25 protein-coding genes are annotated in these 22,798 nt (G+C 69.4%); 8 read left to right on the top strand and 17 right to left on the bottom strand.

Annotation, left to right across the window (positions count from 1 at the left end):
- Positions 1 to 7: 7 nt before the first annotated feature.
- From fliQ to FFS08_RS11045, 14 genes are all read right to left on the bottom strand, one after another.
- On the bottom strand, positions 8 to 277 hold the full coding sequence (fliQ, locus tag FFS08_RS11110; RefSeq protein WP_086127675.1) for a flagellar biosynthesis protein FliQ: 270 nt from the start codon (positions 275 to 277) through the stop codon (positions 8 to 10).
- 4 nt (positions 278 to 281) lie between these two features.
- Entirely contained in the window at positions 282 to 1,112 is an 831-nt protein-coding gene (gene fliP, locus FFS08_RS11105; RefSeq protein WP_137861987.1) for a flagellar type III secretion system pore protein FliP, read from the bottom strand.
- The gene (locus tag FFS08_RS11100; RefSeq protein WP_137861986.1) at positions 1,109 to 1,357 is read right to left on the bottom strand and encodes a flagellar biosynthetic protein FliO; all 249 of its coding nucleotides are present in this window, start codon (positions 1,355 to 1,357) and stop codon (positions 1,109 to 1,111) included. The genes fliP and FFS08_RS11100 overlap by 4 nt, the downstream gene beginning before the upstream one ends.
- Before the next feature lie 4 nt (positions 1,358 to 1,361).
- Positions 1,362 to 1,658 (bottom strand): flagellar motor switch protein FliN, encoded by a 297-nt coding sequence (gene fliN, locus FFS08_RS11095; protein WP_137861985.1) that lies wholly within the window; start codon positions 1,656 to 1,658, stop codon positions 1,362 to 1,364.
- Positions 1,655 to 2,602, bottom strand: coding sequence for a flagellar motor switch protein FliM (locus FFS08_RS11090; RefSeq protein WP_137861984.1), 948 nt, complete (start codon positions 2,600 to 2,602; stop codon positions 1,655 to 1,657). Before FFS08_RS11090 ends, fliN begins: the two co-directional genes overlap by 4 nt.
- Positions 2,603 to 2,608: 6 nt before the next feature.
- A complete protein-coding gene (locus tag FFS08_RS11085) occupies positions 2,609 to 3,235 on the bottom strand; it encodes a flagellar basal body-associated FliL family protein (RefSeq protein WP_137861983.1) in 627 nt (208 codons plus the stop codon).
- A gap of 18 nt (positions 3,236 to 3,253) precedes the next feature.
- Positions 3,254 to 4,795 (bottom strand): flagellar hook-length control protein FliK, encoded by a 1,542-nt coding sequence (locus FFS08_RS11080; RefSeq protein ID WP_137861982.1) that lies wholly within the window; start codon positions 4,793 to 4,795, stop codon positions 3,254 to 3,256.
- Positions 4,796 to 4,830: 35 nt separating this feature from the next.
- A complete protein-coding gene (locus FFS08_RS11075) occupies positions 4,831 to 5,256 on the bottom strand; it encodes a hypothetical protein (RefSeq protein ID WP_137861981.1) in 426 nt (141 codons plus the stop codon).
- A 98-nt stretch (positions 5,257 to 5,354) separates the two neighbouring features.
- Positions 5,355 to 6,683 (bottom strand): FliI/YscN family ATPase, encoded by a 1,329-nt coding sequence (locus tag FFS08_RS11070; RefSeq protein WP_137861980.1) that lies wholly within the window; start codon positions 6,681 to 6,683, stop codon positions 5,355 to 5,357.
- The gene (locus FFS08_RS11065) at positions 6,677 to 7,408 is read right to left on the bottom strand and encodes a FliH/SctL family protein (RefSeq protein WP_137861979.1); all 732 of its coding nucleotides are present in this window, start codon (positions 7,406 to 7,408) and stop codon (positions 6,677 to 6,679) included. Before FFS08_RS11065 ends, FFS08_RS11070 begins: the two co-directional genes overlap by 7 nt.
- Positions 7,401 to 8,417: a flagellar motor switch protein FliG gene (fliG, locus tag FFS08_RS11060; RefSeq protein ID WP_137861978.1), complete on the bottom strand. Its 1,017-nt coding sequence runs from the start codon at positions 8,415 to 8,417 to the stop codon at positions 7,401 to 7,403. Before fliG ends, FFS08_RS11065 begins: the two co-directional genes overlap by 8 nt.
- On the bottom strand, positions 8,414 to 10,096 hold the full coding sequence (gene fliF, locus FFS08_RS11055) for a flagellar basal-body MS-ring/collar protein FliF (protein ID WP_137861977.1): 1,683 nt from the start codon (positions 10,094 to 10,096) through the stop codon (positions 8,414 to 8,416). The genes fliG and fliF overlap by 4 nt, the downstream gene beginning before the upstream one ends.
- A 3-nt stretch (positions 10,097 to 10,099) precedes the next feature.
- Complete coding sequence (fliE, locus tag FFS08_RS11050) at positions 10,100 to 10,468, bottom strand: flagellar hook-basal body complex protein FliE (protein WP_137861976.1); 369 nt, start codon at positions 10,466 to 10,468, stop codon at positions 10,100 to 10,102.
- Positions 10,465 to 11,724, bottom strand: a complete 1,260-nt coding sequence (locus FFS08_RS11045; RefSeq protein ID WP_137861975.1) for a sigma-54 interaction domain-containing protein — start codon at positions 11,722 to 11,724, stop codon at positions 10,465 to 10,467. Before FFS08_RS11045 ends, fliE begins: the two co-directional genes overlap by 4 nt.
- Positions 11,725 to 11,946: 222 nt before the next feature.
- Here FFS08_RS11045 and FFS08_RS11040 point away from each other — a divergent pair, with 222 nt between their 5' ends.
- Entirely contained in the window at positions 11,947 to 12,831 is an 885-nt protein-coding gene (locus tag FFS08_RS11040; protein ID WP_137861974.1) for a flagellin N-terminal helical domain-containing protein, read from the top strand.
- 141 nt (positions 12,832 to 12,972) lie between these two features.
- On the opposite strand, the gene FFS08_RS11035 is transcribed toward FFS08_RS11040, so the two are convergent.
- Positions 12,973 to 14,328 carry a M28 family metallopeptidase gene (locus FFS08_RS11035; RefSeq protein ID WP_249341019.1) on the bottom strand — a complete coding sequence of 452 codons (1,356 nt, stop codon included), beginning with the start codon at positions 14,326 to 14,328 and terminating at the stop codon, positions 12,973 to 12,975.
- A 405-nt stretch (positions 14,329 to 14,733) separates the two neighbouring features.
- Between FFS08_RS11035 and FFS08_RS11030 the strand changes: the two genes are divergently transcribed.
- Together FFS08_RS11030 and gorA are read left to right on the top strand one after the other, a co-directional pair.
- Positions 14,734 to 15,360 (top strand): hypothetical protein, encoded by a 627-nt coding sequence (locus FFS08_RS11030; RefSeq protein ID WP_137861973.1) that lies wholly within the window; start codon positions 14,734 to 14,736, stop codon positions 15,358 to 15,360.
- A 60-nt stretch (positions 15,361 to 15,420) separates the two neighbouring features.
- Positions 15,421 to 16,767 (top strand): glutathione-disulfide reductase, encoded by a 1,347-nt coding sequence (gene gorA / locus FFS08_RS11025; protein WP_137861972.1) that lies wholly within the window; start codon positions 15,421 to 15,423, stop codon positions 16,765 to 16,767.
- A gap of 55 nt (positions 16,768 to 16,822) precedes the next feature.
- On the opposite strand, the gene FFS08_RS11020 is transcribed toward gorA, so the two are convergent.
- Positions 16,823 to 17,911: an AbrB family transcriptional regulator gene (locus tag FFS08_RS11020; protein WP_212741993.1), complete on the bottom strand. Its 1,089-nt coding sequence runs from the start codon at positions 17,909 to 17,911 to the stop codon at positions 16,823 to 16,825.
- Positions 17,908 to 19,176: a dicarboxylate/amino acid:cation symporter gene (locus tag FFS08_RS23820; RefSeq protein WP_212741992.1), complete on the bottom strand. Its 1,269-nt coding sequence runs from the start codon at positions 19,174 to 19,176 to the stop codon at positions 17,908 to 17,910. Before FFS08_RS23820 ends, FFS08_RS11020 begins: the two co-directional genes overlap by 4 nt.
- Before the next feature lie 72 nt (positions 19,177 to 19,248).
- Here FFS08_RS23820 and glmM point away from each other — a divergent pair, with 72 nt between their 5' ends.
- Genes glmM through rnhB form a run of 5 tightly spaced genes read left to right on the top strand, consistent with a single transcriptional unit; the run spans position 19,249 to position 22,779 of the window.
- Positions 19,249 to 20,589, top strand: coding sequence for a phosphoglucosamine mutase (glmM, locus tag FFS08_RS11015; protein ID WP_137861970.1), 1,341 nt, complete (start codon positions 19,249 to 19,251; stop codon positions 20,587 to 20,589).
- A complete protein-coding gene (locus tag FFS08_RS11010; protein ID WP_137861969.1) occupies positions 20,586 to 20,780 on the top strand; it encodes a hypothetical protein in 195 nt (64 codons plus the stop codon). The genes glmM and FFS08_RS11010 overlap by 4 nt, the downstream gene beginning before the upstream one ends.
- A complete protein-coding gene (locus tag FFS08_RS11005) occupies positions 20,773 to 20,997 on the top strand; it encodes a DUF1272 domain-containing protein (protein ID WP_137861968.1) in 225 nt (74 codons plus the stop codon). Before FFS08_RS11010 ends, FFS08_RS11005 begins: the two co-directional genes overlap by 8 nt.
- 5 nt (positions 20,998 to 21,002) lie before the next feature.
- Positions 21,003 to 22,160: a bifunctional hydroxymethylpyrimidine kinase/phosphomethylpyrimidine kinase gene (gene thiD, locus FFS08_RS11000; RefSeq protein WP_137861967.1), complete on the top strand. Its 1,158-nt coding sequence runs from the start codon at positions 21,003 to 21,005 to the stop codon at positions 22,158 to 22,160.
- Positions 22,153 to 22,779 (top strand): ribonuclease HII, encoded by a 627-nt coding sequence (rnhB, locus tag FFS08_RS10995; protein WP_137861966.1) that lies wholly within the window; start codon positions 22,153 to 22,155, stop codon positions 22,777 to 22,779. Before thiD ends, rnhB begins: the two co-directional genes overlap by 8 nt.
- Positions 22,780 to 22,798: the final 19 nt, after the last annotated feature.

Below are 22,798 nucleotides of genomic sequence, written 5' to 3'. Positions count from 1 at the left end.
CGCGGGATTATTTCACCAGATCCGGGATGCGCTCGAAGATGCTCGTGGTGAAATCGCCGAGCAGCCCCATGATCATCGAACCGAAGATGATCAGGCTGAGCGCGACCACGATCAGCTTGGGCACGAAGGTAAGCGTCTGTTCCTGGATCGACGTGGCCGCCTGGACCATGCCGAGCACCAGGCCCGCGAGCAGGGCCGGCACCAGGATCGGCGTGGCGGCGAGCGCGAGCACCCACATCGCCTCGCGGCCGACGGTAAGGAAATAATCGGCGTCCATGGCGCTAACTCACGAAGCTGGAGGCAAGCGAGCCCATCGTCAGCGCCCATCCGTCGACCAGGACGAAGAGCAGCAGCTTGAAGGGCAGCGAGATGATCGTGGGCGACATCATCATCATGCCGAGCGCCATCAGCACGGTGGCGACGACGAGATCGATCACGATGAAGGGCAGGAAGATGAGGAAGCCGATCTGGAAGGCAGTCTTGAGCTCCGAGGTGACGAAGGCGGGGAGCAGCACCGAGAAGGGCACGTCCTGCGGCTTCGCATAGGGGCCGCTCTTCGCGAGCCCGGCGAACATGGTCACGTCCTTGGTGCGGGTCTGCTTGATCATGAAACCGTGCAGGGCCTCGCCCGATTTCGCGATCATCTCGGTCGCGCCGATCCTGCCGGCCGAATAAGGCTGGATCGCGTTGACGTTCATCGTGTTCAGCGTCGGCGCCATCACGAAGAAGCTCAGGAACATCGCCAGGCCGATCAGCACCTGGTTGGGCGGCGTCTGCTGCAGGCCGAGCGCCTGGCGGAGCAGCGCCAGCACGATGATGATCCGAGTGAAGCTGGTCATCATCAGCAGGATGCCCGGCAGCACCGTGAGCAGGCCCATGATGATGAGGACCTGCAGCGACAGGCTGAGCGGGGCGTTGCCGCCGCCCAGGTCGCCGAGCGCGCGATCGACTGCGTCGCCCACGCCCGGTGCGGCGACCGGGGCGGGCGCGACCGGCGCCGCGCCCTGGGCGAAGGCCGGGAAGGCGAAGAGCACCAGAAAGGCGAGCAGCCCGATGAACAGCGCGGCGCGCCCGCCCACTGTGCGCGGCGCCGGGATGATCGCCCGCGTCATTGCTGCTTGTCCACCAGGGTGACGCCGCTGCGGCTCACCGAGACGAGCAGCTTCTGCCCCTCGAACTCGATGACGGCGAGACGCAGCCCGGGCGAGAGCATCATCGTCTCCTTGAGCTGCACCATGCGCATCGTCTGGTTTTTGGGCAGGCGGCTTTCGAGCTTGCGCCAGGCATAGAGGCAACCGACCAGCAGGCCGCAGACGAGCGGCAGCAGCACGATCAGCTTGATGATGTACCAGGTCATGGGATCAGCGGCCCGCGCGCTTGTCCGGGCTGACCAGCTCGGTCATCCGCACGCCGAACTTCTCGCCGACCGTGACCACTTCGCCGCGGCCGATCAGCGTGCCGTTGACGAACACGTCGAGCAGCTCATTGGCTTCGCGATCGAGCTCGATCACGCTGCTCTCGCCGAGCGCCAGGAGTTCGCGCAAGGTCAGCCGCGTCGAGCCGATCTCGACGGTCAGCTTGACGTCAACGTCCTGCAGCAGCCGGAAATTGGCGGCGACGGCAGTGTCGACCTGGAAGGAGGCCGTCATGTCGTTCATTGGAAATCCTCTGCGTTGATCGGTTCGAGCGAAGTGAGACGGACCGCGGCGCGGCCATTGGCGGTGCCGACCAGGCCGGTGCCCAGGCGGCACTTCGCCACCATCACCGGAACCTCCGGACCAAAATCGATCGGAATGACGTCGCCTTCCTTGAGCTCGAGCAGGCGGCCGAGCGACATGACCGGCTCCGCGAGCACCGAGCGGACGGGCAGCGTGACGGCCATCACCGCGCGGGTCAGGCCCGAGCGCCATTCGGGCTCCACCTCGTCCTTGTTGCCATGGACCTTGACCATCAGCGCAGTGCCGTGCGGCTTCAGCGCGGCGACGGGATAGAGGATGTCGCAGAAATGCGGCCGGCCTTCGCCCTCGGCCAATCCGAAGCGGGTGACCACCACCGGATCGTCCGCGCCGAAATCGGGCGCGGCGGCGAGATTGGAAGTGCCCTCCGCGCGGAAGGCGATGCGCGAGAGCGGCTCCCAGGCCTTGTCGAGCAACCCTGCGGCCGAATGGGCGAGCCGACCGACCAGAGCCTCGGCCGCCGGCGTGAACTCGCCGGGCAGCGGATGCGGCGCCTCGCCGTCCCCGCCGAAAAAGGCGTCGAGCATCTCGAAGACCAGCCCGGCCTCGAGCACGAACTGGGCGCGGGCACGGGCATTGCCCATCGCCATCGGCTGCCAGGCCGAGAGCACGCCGCCGCGCTCCGCCTTGTAGTCGGCGAAGCGCTGCACCGAGAGCGGCTCGGCCCAGGCGCGCAGATCCTTGCGCAGAAGCCCTTCGAACGCACCCTTCAACGACTTGGCCAGCCGCGCACTCAGGTGCTGCAGCGTGACAAGGTCGCCGAACGGATTGAGATTGGTCGTCCCCAGCGCCGGCGCGTGCTCCGCGCTGGCTCGGGGGCGTTCCCGTCGTTCGGCCGTGCCGTCTGGTGAAGGGCTGTTAACCATGCCCGTTCACTGAACAATGAAATTGGTAAAGTAGACGTTACTAACGCCGCCAAAGCCTTCCTTTTCCTTCAAAACGCCGTTGATCGCCTTGGCCAGCCGGTCCTGGATGTGGCGCTTGCCCTCGGCGGTGAACACCTCGTCCTCGGTCGTCTCGCCAAGCGCCATCAGCACGGCCGAGCGAATCGCGATCTCGTGCGTCTTGATGTTCTCGAGGACGCGCTCGTCATAGGGAGTCGACACGGCGATGCCGACCTGGACGAAATGGACGCTGTCCTGCAGGTTGGAAGTGAATTCCTTTTCCATCGGATAATAGCTCGAGGCATATTTGTCGCCGCCCTCGCCCTTGGGCGTGGGCTTGCCGCCATGGCCCGGAGCGCCGCCGCCCCCGCCTTCGCCGCCATGGCCGCCCTCGCCGCCTTCCTTCACCGAAGCGCGCTTCTCCTCGCCCTTGGGCACGAGGCGGGGTTCGTCATTCTCCTCGGCGTGCGCGGCCGCGCTGAACCAGCCGGCCTGCATGCCGTAAAGGGCGGCGCCCCCGCCGCCGCCGAGCAGCAGCACCGGCAGGCCGACGAGCAGCAGGAGATTCTTTTTCTTCTTCGGCGCAGCGGCGCTTTCGGTCTTGGCGTCGGACATCATCTATCTCCGGGGGTCTCAGGCGACCCGTTCGTCGTCATGGGTGGAAGCCTGTGCCTCGCGGCGGGCGCCGGGCGGCGCCGAAGGCTGGTGGCGGTTGGGGGCGGCATCCTGGCGCTGGCCCTGCCCTGCCTGCGGATTGCCGGTGCCGGCACCGGTGCCGGCCGGGTTCGATTCGACGCTGGTCGAGCCGAGGCGGATGCCGCGCTGCTCGGCGATTTCGGCCAGCCTGGGCTGGGCGTCGGCGATCAGCTGGCGCGCGGCCTGGCTCTCGGTATGGAATTGGACATGGATGCCGGCATCGTCCTGGCGGATCGCGATGTCGACCTTGCCGAGCGCCTCCGGCATCAGGCTGAGCCGAGTCTCCCGGACGGGCGCGGCATCGCGCAGCGTCTCGATCCGGTCCATCATCCTGGCCGTCCATTGCTGGTGGCGCATGTCGAGCGCGGCGTCCTGGCCCGGGCCGGCGGCGGAAACCGCCATAGCGGTCTGGGTGCCGGTGGCGGGGGCGGCAAGCGTCGAGAGATCGACCTGCGGATCGCTCGACGCATTGGCCCGGCCGCCCGGCCGGGGCAGTTCGAATGCGGCGGCCGGCTGCGGCGCGGCCTGCGGCATCGCCGCCGCCTCGCGCCGTCCCTGAGTCACATCGGCAATCGATACCTTTTGCGGCTGTGCCGGCCGGTCGACCGCGATGCGCACCACCGGCGCCTCCGCGGCGGCCCGGCGCAGTTCGCGCGGCGCCTGGGCGAGCACCGGCTCGACGGCGGCGCCGGCCGTGGCGGTGCCGGTGGTGGCGGTGCCGGTGGTGGCGGCGGCATCCGCAGGTGTGGTGGCGAGCCCGTCGGCGAGCGCCGCCCGGACAGCAGGATCGGACGGGGCAGTAGGCGGCGCCGGAGCGGCCCCTGCTCGGGCGGCGGCGGTTGCGGCCGGCGCAGGCATTGCCGGCGCAGGCATTGCCGCCGCAGCGACATCGGCGCCAGAGCGGCGCGGCACCGGGACAGCGGCAGGCGCTTCCATCGACGGCCTGGCTTCGGACGCGGCGGCCCCCGGCGCCGGGGCCTGCGGGCCAGCCTCCTTCACCGGCGCCTTGAGGGTATCGGCAACCGGCATGTCCGGCAGCACGATCTCGGATCGCGGGGCGCTCTTGCCGCCGTCATCCACGGTCATGGCGGGAGCGGCTTCGGCTGTTGCTTCAGGCGCCGCGACCGGGGGCGGAGCCGGAGCCGTCGCGAACCAGGCGAAGGGCGGGGGCGGTGCGTCGTCGGCGCTCGCATCCGCATCGTCGCCGTCGGCATCGCCGCCCGGCTGCTCCTCGCTGCGGCTCTCCAGGCCCGGCGCGGCATCCGGCAGTTCCTTGCCGCCCTCGGCAACATCCTGCCGCCCGGGCAGCAGGATCGCCGCCTCGCCCGGCTTGCCCTGCGGGCCTGGGGTAGGCGCGACGATCCCGGGCATCAGCGCATCCAGCGCCAGCGCAAAGCCGCCTGCATCCGCCGAAGGCGCGGCATTCGGCTTGACGGGCCCCGTGGCGATGGCGGGAAGCGCGGTAGCGAGCTGGATCAAGTTCAGGTCCCCGTGACACTAGGTTCACCGGGTACTCAGCAAATATCGTGCCGATTTTTGCCCATCGGCGGAAGCTGCTCCAGCTCGCGCAGCGCCTTGAGCGCGGCATCGGCTTCGGCGCGGGTGATCAGCTTCTCGATCGCATTCTGGTCGCGGCGCGCCTCGCGCGTGGCGGCGCGGGCCATTTCGAGGCTCTGCTCGGCCACTTCGACGCGCTGCTCGGCCGCGAAGGCGGATTGGTGGAGCCGCTCGCGGAAATGCGCGGCAGCCGCGAGGCTCGACGCCGATTCGGAAACGCTGGGCGCCGGCGCCACGTTCGCCGCGAGATTGGCGATGCGATCGCGCAGCCTGGCTTCCTGATCGACCCTGGCGAGCGCCCGCACTTCGTCGGCGCGGACCAGATCGAGCTGGAGCGTGCGGACGCGGAGCAGGCGGCCGAGCTTCTTCGCCGACCTAGGCATCTCGGGTTCCCGGTGCCGGCCCGCTCCCCCACCCGGCCACCCACGGGATACTGGCATTGGGTGGCCGGGTGGGGGAGCGGGTCGGTGCCGTCATCGAGTCAGCCATGGCCGAACACGCCGACCAGCTCGGCCACCGCGTCGGGCAAGGTCACGATCTCGTCGGCGCCCTGGCGGATATACTCCATCACCGCGGGGTGGCAGGCGATCGCCGCATCGATCTCCGGATCCGCTCCGGCGCGATAGGCGCCCATCAGCACCAGGTCGCGATTCTCCTCATAGGTGGCCAGGTGCCGGCGCAGCACGCGCGCGGCGGCGACATGCTCGCGCGGCACGATATCGGTCATCACGCGGCTGACCGAAGGCCCGAGATCGATCGCCGGATAGACGCCGCGCTCGGCGAGCGCGCGGCTCAGCACGATATGGCCGTCCAGGATCGAGCGCGCGCTGTCCACCACCGGGTCGTTGCCGTCGTCGCCATCGGCGAGCACGGTGTAGATCGCAGTGATCGAGCCGCCGCTATGCACGTCGGTGCCGGCGCGCTCGATCAGGCTGGGCAGCATCGCGATGGCCGAGGGCGGATAGCCGCGGGCCGAGGCCGGCTCGCCCAGCGCCAGCCCGATCTCGCGGCCGGCATGGGCAACGCGCGTGAGCGAATCCATGATCAGCAGGACCTTCTTGCCCTCGTCGCGGAACGCCTCGGCAATGGCGGTGGCGCGCAGGGCGCCGCGGATGCGGAGCACGGGGGAATGATTGGCGGGAACCGCGACGACGACCGAGCGCGCCCGCGCATCGCCCGCCACCTTGGTCTCGAGAAAGTCGGCAACTTCGCGGCTCCGCTCGCCGATCAGGCCGATGACGATCACGTCCGCCTGGGCCGCGCGGACCATCATGCCGAGCAGCACCGACTTGCCGACACCCGAACCCGCCATGATGCCGACGCGCTGGCCCTGGCCGATGGTGAGCAGCCCGTTGATCGCACGCACGCCGACATCGAGCGGTTCGAGCACCCGGCCGCGGTCGAGCGGCGACTGGAGCTTGCCGGCGAGCGGCCATTTCCCCGCGCCCCGGATCGGCCCGAGGCCGTCGATCGGCTTGCCCGAGCCGTCGACCACCCGGCCGAGCATCGCGGCACCCACTTCGGCTTCGCCCGGCGCGCCGATCGGGCGGACGGGGGCGTTGGGCAGCAGGGCGGCGGGGCCGCCGAGATTCATCAACAGCGTCTTGCCGGAGCGGAAACCGATCACTTCGGCCTCGACGCGGCTTTCGCCGTCGCCGATCGCGCAGACCGTGCCGACCGGCAGCTGCAGCCCCACTGCCTCCATCAGCAGCCCGTCATAAGAGGCGAGGCGGCCGGAGACGCGCGGCCTGGCGACGAAGTCGCTGCGGCCAAGACCTTCCAGATAGTCTTCGGTGAAGAGGTTCAGCATACGGGCGGGATCGGCACGCGGTCGATCGCCTGGGCGAGCTGCTCCAGCCACAGGTCGGGGCCGTCCTCGACGATGGTCGAGGCGCTCTCGATCACGAAGCCGCCACGCTGGACATGCGGATCGCCGACGGGGAAAACCGTGGCGGGCAGCTTGCCCTGGACGAAGGGGACGTCTTCGGGGTGCAGGCGCAACAGCGCCGACTCGGCACTGTCGGCCAGCATGTCGACCGCCGCATGAATCCGCTGGGCGAGCACGTCCGGCGCGACGCCGACTTCGCCGACCAGCCTGGTGACCAGATGGAGCACGGTCTGGCGCAAGTGCCCGGCCATGCGCTCGCGATCGAAATGGGCGCCGCTGGCAAGCGCGGTCGAGATCTGGTCGAGCAGGGCGGTCTCGCGCGCCTTCGCGGCCTCGGCCTCGACCAGCGCCGCCGCATGCCCCTCGGCAAAGCCCGCTTCGTGCGCGGCCGCGATCGGATCGATGAACGCGCCGTGCTCGGCGGAATGCTGGGCATCGGCGGTGAACGGATCCCAGCCGTCGGTGGGATTGGCATCGGGATTGGCCGGCGCGAAGTGGCGCGGCTGGGCCGGCGTCTCCGCGAACACGCGGCGGCCGATCCGGTCGATTTCCGACGGCGCAAAGCCGGCGCCGTCGCCAAAGGCACGGGCCAGCACATGCTCGGCCGCGCTGATCCGCCCCGCAAAGCCCGGCGAGAAATCAGACATAGTCGTCTTCCCCGCCCTTCGACGGCATCTGGATCGTGCCGTCCTTCACCAGGCCGCGCGCGATCGCGATCATCGCCTTCTGCGCATCGAGCACGTCGGCCATCTTCATCGGACCCAGCGATTCGATCTCGTCGCGGATGCCGTCGGCCGCGCGGCTCGACATGCAGCCGAGGAACCGGCCGCGAATCTCTTCCTCCACGCCCTTGAGCGACTTGACCAGGATCGTGGTGTCGATGTTGCGGATGAGCGTCGACAGGTTCTTGTCGTCGAGTTCGAGCAGGTTGTCGAAGACGAACATCGCCTCCTCGATCGCGCGGGCGACCTCGCGGTCGATCTTGGCGAGCTTGGGCATGACGCGCTGCTCGGTGATCTTGCGCGCGCCGGAAAGGATCTTCGCCGCCTCGCGCGTGCCGCCGAGCTGGAGCCCGCCGCTCGACTTGCGCCCGCCCATGCCGGCGCGGCCCTGGAGCATCGTCTTCAGCGTCTCGATCGCCTCGGGCGGCACCGGCCCCAGCTTGGCGATGCGGCGCAGGATCTGCGGCTGCACGGCTTCGGGCAAATGCTCGAACACCTTGGCGGCGATGTCGGGATCGAGATTGGCGAGCAGCACCGCGGCGATCTGCGGATGCTCGGCCTCGATCATCCCGGCGATTTCCTCGGGCTCGAACCAGTCGAGCCATTCGATCGCGGCGACCTGGCTGGCCGGCATCACCCGGGCGAGCACGCCCGAGGCGCGCTCGGGGCCCAGCGCCTTGGTCATGATGCTTTCGATCTTCGGCGCCGGATCGAAGGTGACGCCGGTGCGCTCGCGCGCCTTGAAGACGAAATCGTCGAGGACGATCTCGACTTCGGCCTCACTGACGTCGGCGACGTTGAACATCGCCTTGCCGAGCTGGCGCACTTCTTCGGGGTCGAGCTTCTGGAGGATCGCCGCGGCTTCCTCTTCGCCCACCAGCATCATCAGGACAGCGGCGCGCTCGACGCCGTTGAAGCTGCGAATGGCGTTCATTGCGCGTCCGCCTTGATCATGTCGCGGACCGCCAGGGCGGCGCGCGCGGGATTGTCGCGCGTGAACCCGCGGACCAGGCCGACCCGCTCGTCATAGCTGTTGTGGCCGCCCTCGAGCATGTCGATCGAGACCGGCGGCGCGCTGTGGCCGCCTTCCTCGCCGGCATGGCCGCCCATCGACAGCGCCGGGCGGTTGCCCGCCGCCGGCTCCTCGCGCTTCTTGAGCAGCGCCTTGGTGAGCGGACGGACGCCGAGGAACAGGACGAGCAGCGCAATCACCAGCGCCGTGGCGTTGCGTGCGGCGAGCGGTACCCAATTGGCCTCGTACCAGGCCGGCCCCTTGTCGGCGGCATCGGCTGCCGTGGTGAACTTGCGGCTGATCACCGTCACCTGGTCGGCGCGCCCCTGATTGTAGCCGACCGCGGCCTGGACCAGCTGGGTGACCTGCTGGATCTCGACCTGCGAGCGCGGCTTGCCCGGCTCCTCGCGCAGCAGCACGGCGACCGACAGCCGCTTGATGCCGCCCGGCGCCTGGCGCGTGACCGAAACCTGTTTGCCGGTCTGATAGGCACGCGAGAAGCTGTCGCTCTGCTTTTGCGGCGTCGCCTGGCTCGCGCCGGCGGCAGCGGCCGTGCCGGCAGCGGGCGCGGCGCCCGGCGTGGGCGGCGCATTGGGCGCAGCGACCGTGCTCGCCGGCGGCGGCGTGTTGGCGAGCGCGCCGGGGATGCCGCCGGGTGCGTTGCCGTCCTTGCTGCCGGTCCACGCGCCCTGCTCGGCCGCGAGCACGGCGCCTTCCTTGTCATAGCTTTCGCGCGTCGCCTGATTCTCGTCGAGGTCGACATCGGCCTGCACTTCGGCAGTGAAGTTGCCGGCACCGACCAGCGGCGTCAGCAGCTGGACGAGCTGCTCGCGATACTTGTCCTCGATGCGGCGCTGATAGTCGATCCGCGCATCGCCGACCGAATTGGCGTCGTTGCCCTTCTTCGAGAGCAGGGCACCCATCTGGTCGACGATGGTGACGTTCTCCGGCGCCATGCCGGGAACCGAGGCGGCGACGAGGTTGACGATCGCGCGGGTCTGGGCATCGCCGAGCGCGCGGCCGGGCTGGAGCTTGACGATCACCGAAGCAGTGGGCTGGGCCTTGTCGCGCACGAAGACGCTGGCCTCGGGCGTGGCGAGATGGACACGCGCCTCGGCGACCGAATCGATTTCCTCGATCGAGCGGGCCAGCTCGGTCTCGCGGGCCTGGCGCAGGCGCTCGCCTTCGACGGCGCGGGACACGCCCATCGGCAGCTGGTCGAGGATCTGGTAGCCGCCCGGCGCCGCCTTGGGCAGGTTCTGGCTGGCGAGCAGCATCCGCGCCTTGTGATAATCGTCCTCGGCGACAGTGATCGAGCCCGAGCCGTCGATGCTCGACCGGATGCTCGCGCCCTGCAGCGCCGAGCTGATCGCCGCCTTGTCGGCATCGCTCACATTGGCGAACAGGATCCGCTGCGGCGGCGTCGAGACCAGCGACCAGGCAAGGAAGCCGGCGGCAACCAGGCCGACCAGGAAGAGAAGCGGCATGGCGCGCCTGACCGCGGGCTGCGCAAGCAGTCCGCGCATCTGGGCGAGCGGGACGCCGAGCCGGCCGGCGGCGGGCGCGATGGACGCATCGGTGGAGGTGAGGGCGTTGTTCATGGATTACACCGGCATGCTCATGATGTCCTTGTAAGCGGACAAGAGTTTGTTGCGGACCTGGAGAGTCGCCTCGAAGCCGACCGAGGCCTGCTGGCGGGCGAGCATCACCTTGGCGATGTCGACCGTCTCGCCGCGCTCATAGGCCTCGGAGAGCGCGCCGGCCTGGCTCTGGGCCTGGTTGACCTGCTTGAAAGCGTCTTCCATCGACGCGGCGAACGTCGCGGGCTTGCTGCCCGACGAACCCGTCACCGCGCCGGCGGGTGTCTCGTTGGCCTTGGCGAGCGCGGCGTTGCGCTCGAGGATCTGGGCGCGGAGCGCCAGGACCCGATCGACGCTCATCGCGCCGCCGCCGATACCGTCGATGCCGCTCATGCCGAGGCCCTCGCCCTACCGAAGTCGATGCTCTCGCCCTGCTCGCGTGCCTTGGCGAGGCGGTAGCGCAGCGTGCGCTCCGAGATGCCGAGCCGCTTCGCCGCCTCGATCCGGCTGCCGCCGCATTCGGCGAGCACGTCGCGGATCGCGGCGAACTCGTGGATCTGGACGATGTTGGAGAGCGTGCCCGCCGCCTCGACTTCCACGCGGCGCGCGGCCGGCCGGTCGAAGATCAGGTGCTCGGGATCGATCGTGCGGCCGCCGCAGAGCAGCAGCGCGCGCTGGATGACATTCTCGAGCTCGCGGACATTGCCCGGCCAGTCGTGGCTGGCGAGCGCGTCGAGCGCTTCGTTCGAGATCCACGGCATCGCGCCGCGGCCGCCGGCGTGGCGGACGACCATCGCGGCCGAAAGCGCGGCGATGTCGCCGGGACGCTCGGCCAGCGCCTTGGTCGTCAGCGGGAAGACCGAGAGGCGATAGTAGAGGTCGGCACGGAAGCGGCCGGCGGCGACTTCGCCCTGCAGGTCGCGATTGGCGCAGGCGACGACGCGGACGTCGACCTTTTCCGGCATCGTGCCGCCGATCGGCACGACTTCGCGCTCCTGCAGCGCGCGGAGCAGCTTGGCCTGGAGGTTGAGCGGCATCTCGGCGATCTCGTCGAGCAGCAGCGTGCCGCCATGCGCGGCGCGGAAGAAACCCTGGCCGCCCGACGATGCGCCGGTGAAGGCGCCCTTCTGGTGGCCGAACAGCATCGCCTCGAGCATCGTCTCGGGCAGCGCAGCGCAGTTGATGGCGACGAACGGGCCGTCGCGGCGGGCGGAACTGTTGTGGATGGCGCGGGCGAGGACCTCCTTGCCGGTGCCCGTGGGACCGTTGATCAGCACGGTGATGTCCGACGCGGCGACGCGCTCGGCCAGCGCCAGCAGCGCCAGGCTTTCCGGATCGGCGGCGACCGGCTCGTGCGGGCCGCGCAGCAGCGCCGTGGCGAAGCCCGAACCGACCGCGGCATCGTCCGCCGTGTAGGAAAGCCGGGCAGGATTGCCGTCGCCGAACGCAATCGCCTGGCGGCCCTCGTCGCCGAGGATCAGCGTGCGCGCGGCGGCGGGGGGCACTTCGCCCTCGGCGACGAGGAACAGGTCATGGGCGCCCGGGCGACCATCCTCGCAGGTGCCGATCGCGAAGCCCTGGGCGCGCAGCGACGAGACGAGAGCATATTTCTGGCGCAGCACGGCAGCGGACGGGACGATGGATCGCATTGGTTACCCCCTGAGACACCATCCTTTTGCGGCCAGCTTGGTTAACGCCGCGTAAAATTGCGTATCCCGCAGCAACCTTGGTCCGGGCGCGTCTACGCGTGCGCACGTAGGGGCAAAATTTTTTGCTTAAGCCTCGCTGCGGGCGGCCGTTCCTTGGCTTGGCGGCTCCGGGCTCCCGTTCAGGGGGGACAGCGGGAAGCCGACGAGCATGGAGTAACGAACATGACTGTTATCTCGACCAACACCGCGGCGCTGCGCGCCGCCAATGCTTCGACCGGCGCCAACAAGGCGCTGAGCACGGCCATGGAGCGCCTGTCGACCGGCAAGCGCATCAACAGCGCGAAGGACGACGCCGCCGGCCTGGCGATCGCCTCGACCATGACCGCTTCGATCCGCGGCATGACCCAGGCGGTCCGCAACGCCAATGACGGCATCTCGCTGGCGCAGACCGCGGAAGGCGCGCTCAACGAAGTCACCAACATGCTGCAGCGCATCCGCGAGCTGGCGGTCCAGTCGTCGAGCGGCACCTATTCGGACGACGACCGCAAGAATCTGCAGGCCGAAGTCACGCAGCTGACCTCGCAGATCAAGGACGTGCTGACCAACACCAAGTTCAACGGCAATGCGCTGTTCCAGATCGGCAAGCCGCCGGCGGATCCGGCCGCTCCGGCAGCCGGCGAAGTCGCAGCCAAGAAGTTCTCGATCCAGACCGGTGCGGAATCGACCGACAAGATCACGATCAGCATCGACGCGCTCGACGTGGGCGCCATCGTAGGCGACGCGGCCGCCAGCCCGGCCGTCCCGGCCCTCTCGGTCGGCACCGCCGGCAGCGCCGACACCGCCCAGGGCACCGTTGACGGCGCGCTGAAGTCGGTCGCCACGCTCCGCGCTTCGCTCGGCGCCGCGCAGAGCCGCCTGGACTCGGTGGTCAACAACCTGACGACCAATGTCGCAAACCTGAGCGACGCCCGCAGCCGCATCGAGGACACCGACTATTCGGCGGAGACGACGGCGCTGGCCAAGGCCCAGATCCTCTCGCAGGCTTCGACGGCGATGCTCGCCCAGGCGAACCAGAGCCAGCAGTCGGTTCTCAAGCTGCTTCAGTAAGCGCGTGCCGGTCGGGGTGTCACCCCCCTGACAGGCACCAAGGCCGGTCACCCCTTCTTGCCGGAGGGGGCGCATGGGGAACCCCGGTGGTAGCGACCACCGGGGTTTTTCCTTGCCCGCCGCAGGCGGCGCTGCCGCCGCCTATTTCCCCTCGGGCCTGCCGCCCGGCTTCCATTGCGGCCGGGCGTCGCTGTTGGCCAGCGCATGGAGCGGCGCGACCAGCGACTGGATCGCGCGCGTCATGAACGCGATGTCGAGATTGGCGAGCGTGTCGTCGGGCGTGTGATAGGTCGGCGTGACTGCCCAGCCCGAAATGGTGTGCGCCACCACGCCGCGCACCGCGAGCGAATAATTGTCCGAACGCTCAAAGAAACGCTGCTCCGGATAGGGATCGGCAGTGACGAGCGCGCCATGCGCCTTCAGCGTCTCGCCCAGAGTCGAGCGCTCGAAGCCGGTCATCATCATCGTGCCTGCCGGCAGCTTGGGATCCTGGGCGCCGATCATCTCGATCTCGATATTGGCGACGATCTGGTCGAGCGGCACCGGCGGGTGATCGCCGAACCAGCTCGAGCCATAGCCGCCGATCTCCTCGCTGCCATAGGCGACGAACAACAGCCCGCGCCGGGCCTGCTTCGCCGCGGCCATCGCCCGCGCCAGCTCGAGCACCGCAGTGGTGCCCGAGGCATCGTCGTTCGCACCGTACATGATCGTGCCGTCGGGCTTTCTGCCGAGATGGTCGAGATGCGCAGTGACCAGGATCACGCCCGCCTTGGGGTCGCTGCCCGGCAGCCAGCCGATCGCATTGGTGGTGATCGCCTCTTCGCGCGCCACCGGCAGGCCGAGCGCGACCGGCGCGCCGGCCTGGGCCACCGCCTTGTCGAAATCGGCCGGTGGCAGCGTCGCGAAGGCGGCATAGCTCGGCAGCGCCTTGCCCTCGAGCCCGGCGGGCATGCGCGGCTTGCCGCCCAGCGCCTTGACCAGCCCACGCGTCGCATCGTCCTCGCGCACGATCACCAGCTTCGCCCCCGCGGCGCCGGCGGCGCGGACCAGCGCCATGGGCGAGGCCTTGCCGCCAGTCACGAACAGCACCGGCGCGTGCGGGATCCTGGCGAGATCGGCGCCGTCGAACACCGCCGAGCCGCCCGAAATGCTTTCGGCCGCGCCGACCAGCACGGTGGGCGCCGCAGCCGGCCTGCCCGCGATCGTCAGCGTCGCCGCGCCGTTCAGCGCATAGCGGATCACCTTGGCGGGCTGGAGATAGCCGGCCATGCCGGGTGCGGCCTTCAACCCATAGCCTTCGAACTGCGAGGCGACATAAGTGGCGGCGATCGCTTCGTCGCGCGTTGCGCTGCCGCGCCCCTGCAGGGCTTCGCTGGCGAGGAAGGATTCGTGCGCGCGCACCCATTCGGCGCGGACGGTCCAATTGTCCTGGGCGCAAGCCGGCGATGCCAGCACGCCGAACGCCATCGCGCCGGCCAGGAACAGATGCTTGGTCATGGAGATTCCCCGAATGGTCCGATGCGGGGATTTCTGGGGCAAGCGTCGAAGCGGCGCAAGCGCGCGCGGGACAGGAGCCGCACGAGATCCCGGCTTCCTCCGGGGATTGCGGTTTCGGGCTGACTAGGTTGGAGATTCATATTCCTTCAATCGTCATCCCAGCGAAGGCGGGGATCCAGGGTAATGCGGGATATCGGCACCACCGCGCGAACGCTGTCCGGAGAGGACAGGACCCCGCCACCCCGGCTCCGCGCCTGGCCCTGGATCCCCGCCTGCGCGGGGATGACGGAGTTAGCTGAATGAGTCCTCAACCTAGGTCCCCGGCCGACGGTTCGACGGTGGAACGAAAGCCCCCATTTACTCTCCGCCGCTAGACTCGGTGCTCTCACGGCAAGGGGGCGGCCGATGGATCACAGGCGAATCGTGCGGGAGAGCGAGCGGGCGGCGATCGAGCGCTGGTTTCCGGCAAGTCCGCTCGGTCCGCTCTTCGATCCCGGCACCGGAGACTTGCTTCCCGCCCCCGCCGCGGCGATCCCCGGCTGGCAGGCCGAGGCGTTCGCGCGGATCGATCGCCATGTCGAGCACGACCATGTCGCCGCCCAGGTCCATGGCTGGCTGTTCGGCCTGTTCTTCGCTGGACTCCTGCTCATCGCGATGGCCGCGCATCTGCCGATCGGGCCAACCATGGCGATCGGCGGCGCGGCGGGCGGTGCGGTGATGCACGGCTGGCCGATCTGGCAGCTCTATCGCTTCCGCCGCGATCTGCGCCGCCTGCGGGAACGCATCCGCGGCGAGCTGGCGGGGCGAGTGCCGATCCCGCGCGAGCTGGCCGCTCGCTTCCGCCGCCGCAATCCGTGGCGGATCGCGCTCCATGTCTGGGTCTGGGGCCTGATCGCACTCGGCATCGGCGCGCAGCATTTCGTGGCGCCGCAGGACGTGCCGGGCGCGGTGATTCCGGCCGCGCTGGCGGCGGTGGCGATCGGCTGGATCCTCCATCTCCTCTCGCGCCGGATCGACCTACGCCAGGGCTGACATTGGCATCGGGTCGCATGCCCCCTATCTCCCGGCCTCGAAACGAGCGGAGGATTGCCGGTGGCCGAATATGACTATGACCTCTTCGTCATCGGTGCCGGCTCCGGCGGTGTCCGCGCCTCGCGCGTCTCGGCCGCCCATGGCGCCAGGGTCGCGGTCGCCGAGGAATATCGCATCGGCGGCACCTGCGTGATCCGCGGCTGCGTGCCCAAGAAGCTGCTCGTCTATGGCGCGCATTTCGCCGAGGATCTGAAGGACGCGCGCCGCTTCGGCTGGAACGTGCCCGAATGCGATTTCGACTGGGCGGTGCTGCGCGACAATGTGCTGGCGGACGTCGACCGGCTCAACGGCCTCTACACCCAGACGCTGCACAACAACCAGGTCGAGACGTTTCTCGAGCGCGCCACCGTCTCGGGCCCGCACGAAGTGACGCTGGCGAGCGGCCGCAAGATCACCGCCAGATATATCCTGATCGCCACCGGCGCGCATCCGCACGTGCCCGACTTCCCGGGCAGCGACCTGGGCATCACTTCGAACGAGGTCTTCCACCTGGACAAGCTGCCCAGGCGGGTGCTGATCGCGGGCGGCGGCTATATCGCCAACGAGTTCGCCGGCATCTTCAACGAGTTCGGCAGCCATGTCACGCTGGTCAACCGCACCGATGTGATCCTGCGCGGCTATGATCATTCGATGCGCGACCGGCTGCTCCAGATCTCGCTGATGAAGGGCATCGATTTCCGCTTCCATGCCGAGTTCAAGTCGATCGAGAAGCTGGAGAGCGGCGCCTTCAAGGTGACGCTGACCAGGCACGAGCCGATCGAAGTCGATTGCGTGCTCTTCGCCACCGGCCGCGTGCCCAATACCGAGGGGCTGGGATTGGCGGAGATCGGCGTCCAGCTCGACGACAAGGGCGCAGTGAAGGTCGATGCGGACAACCGGTCGTCGATCGATTCGATTTATGCGGTGGGCGACGTGACCAACCGGGTGCAGCTCACGCCCGTGGCGATCCGCGAAGGTCAGGCGTTCGCCGACACGATCTTCGGCAACAAGCCGCACCGGGTGGATTATGGCTGCATCCCCAGCGCGGTGTTCAGCCACCCGCCGATGGCCGGCGTCGGCATGACCGAGAGCGAGGCACGCAACAAGCTCGGCTCGATCGCAGTCTATCAGTCCGATTTCCGCGCGATGAAGAACGTGCTCGCCGATCGCAACGAGCGCGCGCTCTATAAGATGATCTGCGACGGCACGACCGGCCGCGTGGTCGGCCTCCACATGATCGGGCCGGATGCGCCGGAGATCCTCCAGGCCGCGGCGGTGGCGGTGAAGGCGGGCCTCACCAAGGACGCGTTCGACCAGACGGTGGCGCTGCACCCGACCATGTCGGAAGAGCTGGTGCTGATGAAGTGACCGGGAAGTTCATGCCGAAGGCATGAACCAAAGGCTGCGGGGCAGCCTTCGCCGGTCACTCCCCCGGAGGGAGGGCGCGGCCGGGCGGAACCCCGGCCGTCGACTTGGCGAATCGCCCCGCCGCGAACCGTGCCAGAGTCGGGCCCAGCACCAGCACGGCGAGGAAGCGCAGCGCCTGCATCGCCATCACGAAGGGCTGGTCGACCGGCACCGAGGTGGCGATGATCGCCACCGAATCGAGTCCGCCCGGGCTCACCGCCAGATAGGCGCTGACCGGGTCGATTCCGGCGCCCTCGGCCAGCGCGAAGGCGAGCGCGGCGGAGAAGGCGATCAGCGCGAGGATCGCGAGCAATATGCGCGGCAGCGCCCGGGCCGCCAGCGCCAGCGTTTCGCGGGTGAAGGCCAGGCCGATCCGCCAGCCGACCAGCGCATAGCTGGCGGCCAGCACCGGCTCGGGCAGCGTCATCCGCAGCACGCCGATCGCATGCAGCAGGATGCCGAGCGCCATCGGCACCAGCAGCGCGCCCGCCGGCACGCGCAGCTTCAGACCTGCGAACGCGCCGATCCCCGCCACCGCCAGCGTGGCGAGCGAGGGAAGAAGGGGAGACGGAGCGAGCATCGACTCCAGCCAGCCATCGCCCCGACGCGCACCCAGCGCGGCCGCCAGGATCGATGCGACCCCGGCGACGCAAACCACGCGGGTATAGGTCATGAACGCCACCAGCCGGGCGTCGGCGCCGAACGCATCGGCCATCACTACCATCGCCGATGCGGCGCCCGGCATCGATCCCCAGATCGCCGTGTTGCCGGGCAGCACCTGCCAGCGGCTGAGCAGATAGCCGAGCGCGCTGCTCGCCCCCAAAGTCGCCGCGGTCACGCCGAGGAACAGCGGCCACTGCGCCGCCACTCGCGCAAAGGTGTCGATGGATAGCGTGCCGGCGATCAGGCAGCCGATCACCGCCTGGGCGCCGACGAAGAAGGGGCGGGGCAGGTGCAGCCCGGCGCCGCGTGCGGAGAAGGCGATGGCCGCCAGCATCGGGCCGAGCAGCAGCCCGGCCGAAAGCCCTATCGATTCGAGGAGCAGGGCGCCCGCTGCCGAAGCGGCGAGCAGCGCCAGCCAGAGCCCGGCGGTCCGGCCGCTCACGTATCGTGGGCGAGGATCGCGTCCGCCTCGTCCAGCGGCACCTTGCCGGCGCGCCGCGACAGCCAGGTCGTCGCGGCGATGTCCCAGGTGACGTTGCCGACGGTGCGCATGATGTCGGGCAGCGTCTCGACCGCGACGAGCAGCCCCAGCGGGCTGACCGGGGCGCCGATCGTCGCGGCGACGGGGGCGATGGCGCTGACATAGCTCACCGTGCCGGGCAGGCTGACCGACCCGAGCGAAGTCAGCGTCGCGACCACCACGCCCACTGCCAGCGTCGCCGGGCTCAGCGGCACGCCGAACCATTCGGCGACATAGATGGCGACGGCGAAATTCATCGCCGGTCCGGTCGCGCGGAAGATCGCCACCGCCAGCGGCAGCGTCACGCCCGACACGGCCACCGGCACGCCCAGCTTGCCCGAGCCCTCGATCATCACCGGCAGGGTGGCGAGCGAGGATTGGGTGCTGAGCGCCACTGCCTGGCTCGGCAGGGCGGCGCGGATATAGCGGCCGAGCTTCACGCGCCCGCCCAGCACCGCGACCGGATAGGCGAAGATCGTCACGGCCAGGCCGACGCCAGCGACAGTGAGGATATAGTGGATCAGCGCGCCGAACGCGCCGGTGCCGGCCTTGGCGCCGACGACAAGGGCGAGGGCGAACACGCCGATCGGGCCGACGAACAGCACCCAGTCGATCACGACCAGCATCACGTCGCGCAGCGCCTTGAAGAAATTGGTCAGCAGCGTCTGCGCCTCGCCGCCCACCCGCGTCATTGCGAAGGCGAAGATCAGCGAGAAGATGATCAGCGACAGGAAGGCGTTCTCCGCCGCCGCCTTTACGATGTTGGCGGGGACGATCGCGGCCAGGAACTCGCCGATCGGCGGGACGGGCCCGATCCTTTCGGCACCGGCCAGCGCGCCGCGCAGCGCCTGGGCCGATTCGTGCGGGAGCGGGGCGATGTGGAGGAACAGCGGCGTGAGGATCGCGGCCGCCACGGCCGAAAGGAACAGCACGACCACGTAGAGCCCGATCGCCCGGCCGGCCAGCCGCCCGGCCTGCGCGGCTTCGGCGGTCGCGGCGACGCCGGTGATCAGCAGCGCGACGACCAGCGGCACGATCGTCATCTGCAGGCCGTTGAGCCAGGCCTGGCCGATCGGCTGGGCCCATTCGGCGGCGATCAGCGCCGTGGCGGGCGCCCAGGCGGCGAGCACGGCGCCGAGGATCAGTCCCGCGATCAGGGACAACAGGATACGGGTTGGTTGCGACATGCTCGCCCTTTGAGAAATTCCGCGCTAATCCGGTGGCGGTTGATGGCCCGCAAGGTCGCGAGAAAACGGCACATGGCAAGAAAATATTTCGGGACGGATGGAATCCGGGGGGCGACCAACCTGTCGCCGATGACCGCGGCGATGGCGATGAAGGTCGGCATGGCGGCCGGCGCGCACTTCCGGCGCGGCGATCACCGGCACCGGGTGGTGATCGGCAAGGATACGCGGCTTTCGGGCTATATGCTCGAGAATGCGCTGGTCGCGGGCTTCACTTCGGTCGGCATGGACGTGGTGCTGGTGGGGCCGATGCCCACGCCGGCAGTCGCGATGCTCACCCATTCGATGCGCGCCGACATGGGCGTGATGATCTCCGCCAGCCACAATCCCTATGCCGACAACGGCATCAAGCTGTTCGGGCCCGACGGCTACAAGCTGTCCGATGCGGACGAGCTGGCGATCGAGGCGCTGATCGACGGCGAGGTGCCGCTCGCCGCCTCCGCGGATATCGGCCGCGCCCGCCGGGTCGAGGATGCGCGCGGCCGCTACATCCATTTCGCCAAGTCGACCTTCCCTTCGGAGCTCACGCTCGACGGGCTCAGGATCGTCGTCGATTGCGCCAATGGCGCCGCCTATCAGGTCGCGCCTTCGGCGCTGTGGGAGCTGGGGGCCGATGTGATCGCGATCGGCGTCACTCCCAACGGCAAGAACATCAACGACGGCGTCGGCTCCACCGCGCCCGATACGCTGTGCGAGACGGTGGTCGGCTCGGGCGCGCATATCGGCATCGCGCTCGATGGCGATGCCGACCGGCTGATCGTGGTCGACGAGCATGGCAAGGTGGTCGACGGCGACCAGCTGATGGCGACGATCGCCGGCGGCTGGGCGCGCCAGGGCCGGCTCGCGGGCGGCGGCCTGGTCGCCACCGTCATGTCGAACCTCGGGCTCGAGCGCCATCTCTCGGCGCAGGGGCTCGGGCTGATCCGCACCAAGGTGGGTGACCGCTACGTGCTCGAGAAGATGCGCGGCTCCGGCTACAATGTCGGCGGCGAGCAGTCGGGCCACATCATCCTGTCCGACTATGCCACCACCGGCGACGGCCTGGTCGCCTCGCTCCAGGTGCTCGCCGAACTGGTTCGCGCCGGCGCGCCGGCCAGCGAAGTGCTCCATCGCTTCGATCCCCTGCCCCAGCTGCTCAAGAATGTCCGCTTCAAGGGCGGCAAGCCGCTGGAGGATCCCCGGGTCCAGGATGCGATCGCCGCGGCCGAGACGGAACTCGACGGCAAGGGCCGCCTCGTCATCCGCGCCTCCGGCACCGAGCCGGTGATCCGGGTGATGGCCGAGGGCGACGACAAGGCGCAGGTCGAGGCGGTGGTCGACCGCATCTGCGATGTCGTGCGCGAGGCGGCGGCATGAGCGCGCGGCTCAAATCGGCGCTGTCGGTCGGGTGCGCGGGCGCGCTGGGCGCGTGGTTCGCGAATTTCGGCGGGCTGGCCACTGGCGCGATGCCGCCGCTCGACGGCGTCTCGCATTCGGCGACGGTGCTGGTGATCGCCGGCGCGCTGTGGTTCCTCTACGACCTGCTGCGGAGTCGTGCCGATGCTTGAGATGCGCCCCGACTGCGAGCGCTGCGGCGCCGACCTGCCCGCCGACGAGGGCGGCGCCTTCATCTGCTCGTTCGAATGCACCTTCTGCGCCGCCTGCGCCGATGCGCTCGACGAACGCTGCCCCAATTGCGGCGGCGAGCTGTTGGACCGGCCGGCGCGCGTGGGTAAGGCGCTGGCGAACAACCCGGCCAGCACGGAGCGCCGGTTCAAGGGCTGATGTCTATGACGCCTCGCATCCTGATCATCGCCGGATCGGACTCCGGCGGCGGCGCCGGCATCCAGGCCGACATCAAGACCGTCACCATGCTCGGCGGCCATGCGATGACCGCGATCACCGCGATCACTGCGCAGAACACCCTGGGCGTCACGGGCGTCCACGCGGTGCCCACCGAGATGGTGCTCGCCCAGATCGATGCCTGCGTCACCGATATCGGCGTCGACGCGATCAAGATCGGCATGATCGGCTCGGCGCGCACCGCGCTGGCGCTGGCCGAGAAGCTCGGCGAGCTGCCCGGCGTGCCGGTGGTTTTCGATCCCGTCATGGTCGCGACCAGCGGCGCCGCGCTCGCCGACGATGCGACCATCGCCGCGTTCGAGCGGCTGATGGACCGCGCCAGCGTCGTCACGCCCAACATCCCCGAGCTCGCGGCGCTGGGCGGCGACGCCCGCGCGCTCGTCGCGGCGCATCGCTGCGCGGTGCTGGTCAAGGGCGGCCATGTCGAAGGCCCGATCATCACCGACCGGCTCTATTCCGCCGATCCCGAGGATCCGCCTGAGATCGAATGGAGCAATCCGCGCATCGAGACCGACAACACCCATGGCACGGGCTGCACGCTTTCCTCCGCCATTGCCTGTGGGCTGGCCGAGGAATGGGACCTGCCCGAGGCCGTCCGCCGCGCCCGCCGCTTCGTGCGGATCGCGATGCGTGAGGCGCCGGGGCTGGGCCGTGGCCACGGCCCGATGGGGCATCAGGCCGTGCGGCTCGACCTGAACCTGAGCTTCTTCGAGCCGATGCTGAACCAGGTGACCGTCCCCGCCACCGATCTTGCCGCCAGCGAGCGCTTCTACCGGCTGCTCGGCCTCACCCAGGTCGTCCGCGCCAGCCCGCGCTATGCCCGGTTCGAGACCGAGGGCGGCGCGACGTTCAGCATCGCCACCGATCCGGGATATACCGCGCCGGTCGTCTATTTCGAATGCGGCGACCTCGACGTCACCGTCGCCTATCTCCAGCAACAGGGCGTCGTGTTCGAGCAGGAGCCCCGGGACGAGACCTGGGGCTGGCGCGAGGCGCGGCTGCGCGATCCGGCAGGCAATTCGGTGCGCCTCTACCAGGCTGGCGAGATGCGCCGCTATCCGCCATGGCGGGTCGGCGATGCCTGACCTCAAGTTCGAGCGGAAATACGGAAAGCTGCACAGCGGCCCCGTGGCGGGCGTCGACGAGGCCGGGCGTGGGCCGCTCGCCGGCCCGGTGGTCGCCGCCGCCGTGGTGCTCGACGCGAAATGCATTCCCGAGGGCATCGACGATTCCAAGGCGCTCACCCCGGCCCGGCGCGAGCGGCTCTGCGCCGAGATTCTCGCTTGTGCGCAAGTCGGAGTCGGGATCGCGGCGGTCGAGGAGATCGATCGGCTGAACATCTTCTGGGCGACGATGCTGGCGATGACTCGCGCGGTCGAGGCGCTCGGGCCGGCCCCTGCCTTCGTGCTGGTCGACGGCAATCGCTGTCCGGACTGGAGCCACCGGAGCCATGCCGTGGTCGGCGGCGACGCGCTTTGCCTGTCGATCGCCGCCGCCTCGATCGTCGCCAAGCACCGGCGCGATGCGATGATGATCGAACTGGACGCGCTGCATCCCGGCTATGGCTGGGCCAGCAACAAGGGCTATGCGGCGAAGGTCCATCAGGAAGCGCTGCGCACGCTCGGACCCACGCCGCACCACCGCAAGAGCTTCGCGCCGGTGGCACAGGCGCATTTCGATTTCGGAACGGTCGTGCCGAAGTGATTCGGCGTGCGCCGTCCCT

Source organism: Sphingomonas sp. 1F27F7B (assembly GCF_005503355.1).
In the GTDB taxonomy this organism is placed as follows: Bacteria; Pseudomonadota; Alphaproteobacteria; order Sphingomonadales; family Sphingomonadaceae; genus Sphingomonas.
The sequence above is the reverse complement of the archived record's forward strand: the minus strand, read 5'-3'. Positions and strand labels throughout refer to the sequence as shown.

Coding starts and splice junctions, on each gene's coding strand:
- fliQ (WP_086127675.1), bottom strand. CDS start 277: ATGGACGCCGATTATTTCCTTACCGTCGGCCGCGAGGCGATGTGGGTG.
- fliP (WP_137861987.1), bottom strand. CDS start 1,112: ATGACGCGGGCGATCATCCCGGCGCCGCGCACAGTGGGCGGGCGCGCC.
- FFS08_RS11100 (WP_137861986.1), bottom strand. CDS start 1,357: ATGACCTGGTACATCATCAAGCTGATCGTGCTGCTGCCGCTCGTCTGC.
- fliN (WP_137861985.1), bottom strand. CDS start 1,658: ATGAACGACATGACGGCCTCCTTCCAGGTCGACACTGCCGTCGCCGCC.
- FFS08_RS11090 (WP_137861984.1), bottom strand. CDS start 2,602: ATGGTTAACAGCCCTTCACCAGACGGCACGGCCGAACGACGGGAACGC.
- FFS08_RS11085 (WP_137861983.1), bottom strand. CDS start 3,235: ATGTCCGACGCCAAGACCGAAAGCGCCGCTGCGCCGAAGAAGAAAAAG.
- FFS08_RS11075 (WP_137861981.1), bottom strand. CDS start 5,256: ATGCCTAGGTCGGCGAAGAAGCTCGGCCGCCTGCTCCGCGTCCGCACG.
- FFS08_RS11070 (WP_137861980.1), bottom strand. CDS start 6,683: ATGCTGAACCTCTTCACCGAAGACTATCTGGAAGGTCTTGGCCGCAGC.
- FFS08_RS11065 (WP_137861979.1), bottom strand. CDS start 7,408: ATGTCTGATTTCTCGCCGGGCTTTGCGGGGCGGATCAGCGCGGCCGAG.
- fliG (WP_137861978.1), bottom strand. CDS start 8,417: ATGAACGCCATTCGCAGCTTCAACGGCGTCGAGCGCGCCGCTGTCCTG.
- fliF (WP_137861977.1), bottom strand. CDS start 10,096: ATGAACAACGCCCTCACCTCCACCGATGCGTCCATCGCGCCCGCCGCC.
- fliE (WP_137861976.1), bottom strand. CDS start 10,468: ATGAGCGGCATCGACGGTATCGGCGGCGGCGCGATGAGCGTCGATCGG.
- FFS08_RS11045 (WP_137861975.1), bottom strand. CDS start 11,724: ATGCGATCCATCGTCCCGTCCGCTGCCGTGCTGCGCCAGAAATATGCT.
- FFS08_RS11040 (WP_137861974.1), top strand. CDS start 11,947: ATGACTGTTATCTCGACCAACACCGCGGCGCTGCGCGCCGCCAATGCT.
- FFS08_RS11035 (WP_249341019.1), bottom strand. CDS start 14,328: ATGACCAAGCATCTGTTCCTGGCCGGCGCGATGGCGTTCGGCGTGCTG.
- FFS08_RS11030 (WP_137861973.1), top strand. CDS start 14,734: ATGGATCACAGGCGAATCGTGCGGGAGAGCGAGCGGGCGGCGATCGAG.
- FFS08_RS23820 (WP_212741992.1), bottom strand. CDS start 19,176: ATGTCGCAACCAACCCGTATCCTGTTGTCCCTGATCGCGGGACTGATC.
- glmM (WP_137861970.1), top strand. CDS start 19,249: ATGGCAAGAAAATATTTCGGGACGGATGGAATCCGGGGGGCGACCAAC.
- FFS08_RS11010 (WP_137861969.1), top strand. CDS start 20,586: ATGAGCGCGCGGCTCAAATCGGCGCTGTCGGTCGGGTGCGCGGGCGCG.
- FFS08_RS11005 (WP_137861968.1), top strand. CDS start 20,773: ATGCTTGAGATGCGCCCCGACTGCGAGCGCTGCGGCGCCGACCTGCCC.
- thiD (WP_137861967.1), top strand. CDS start 21,003: ATGACGCCTCGCATCCTGATCATCGCCGGATCGGACTCCGGCGGCGGC.
- rnhB (WP_137861966.1), top strand. CDS start 22,153: ATGCCTGACCTCAAGTTCGAGCGGAAATACGGAAAGCTGCACAGCGGC.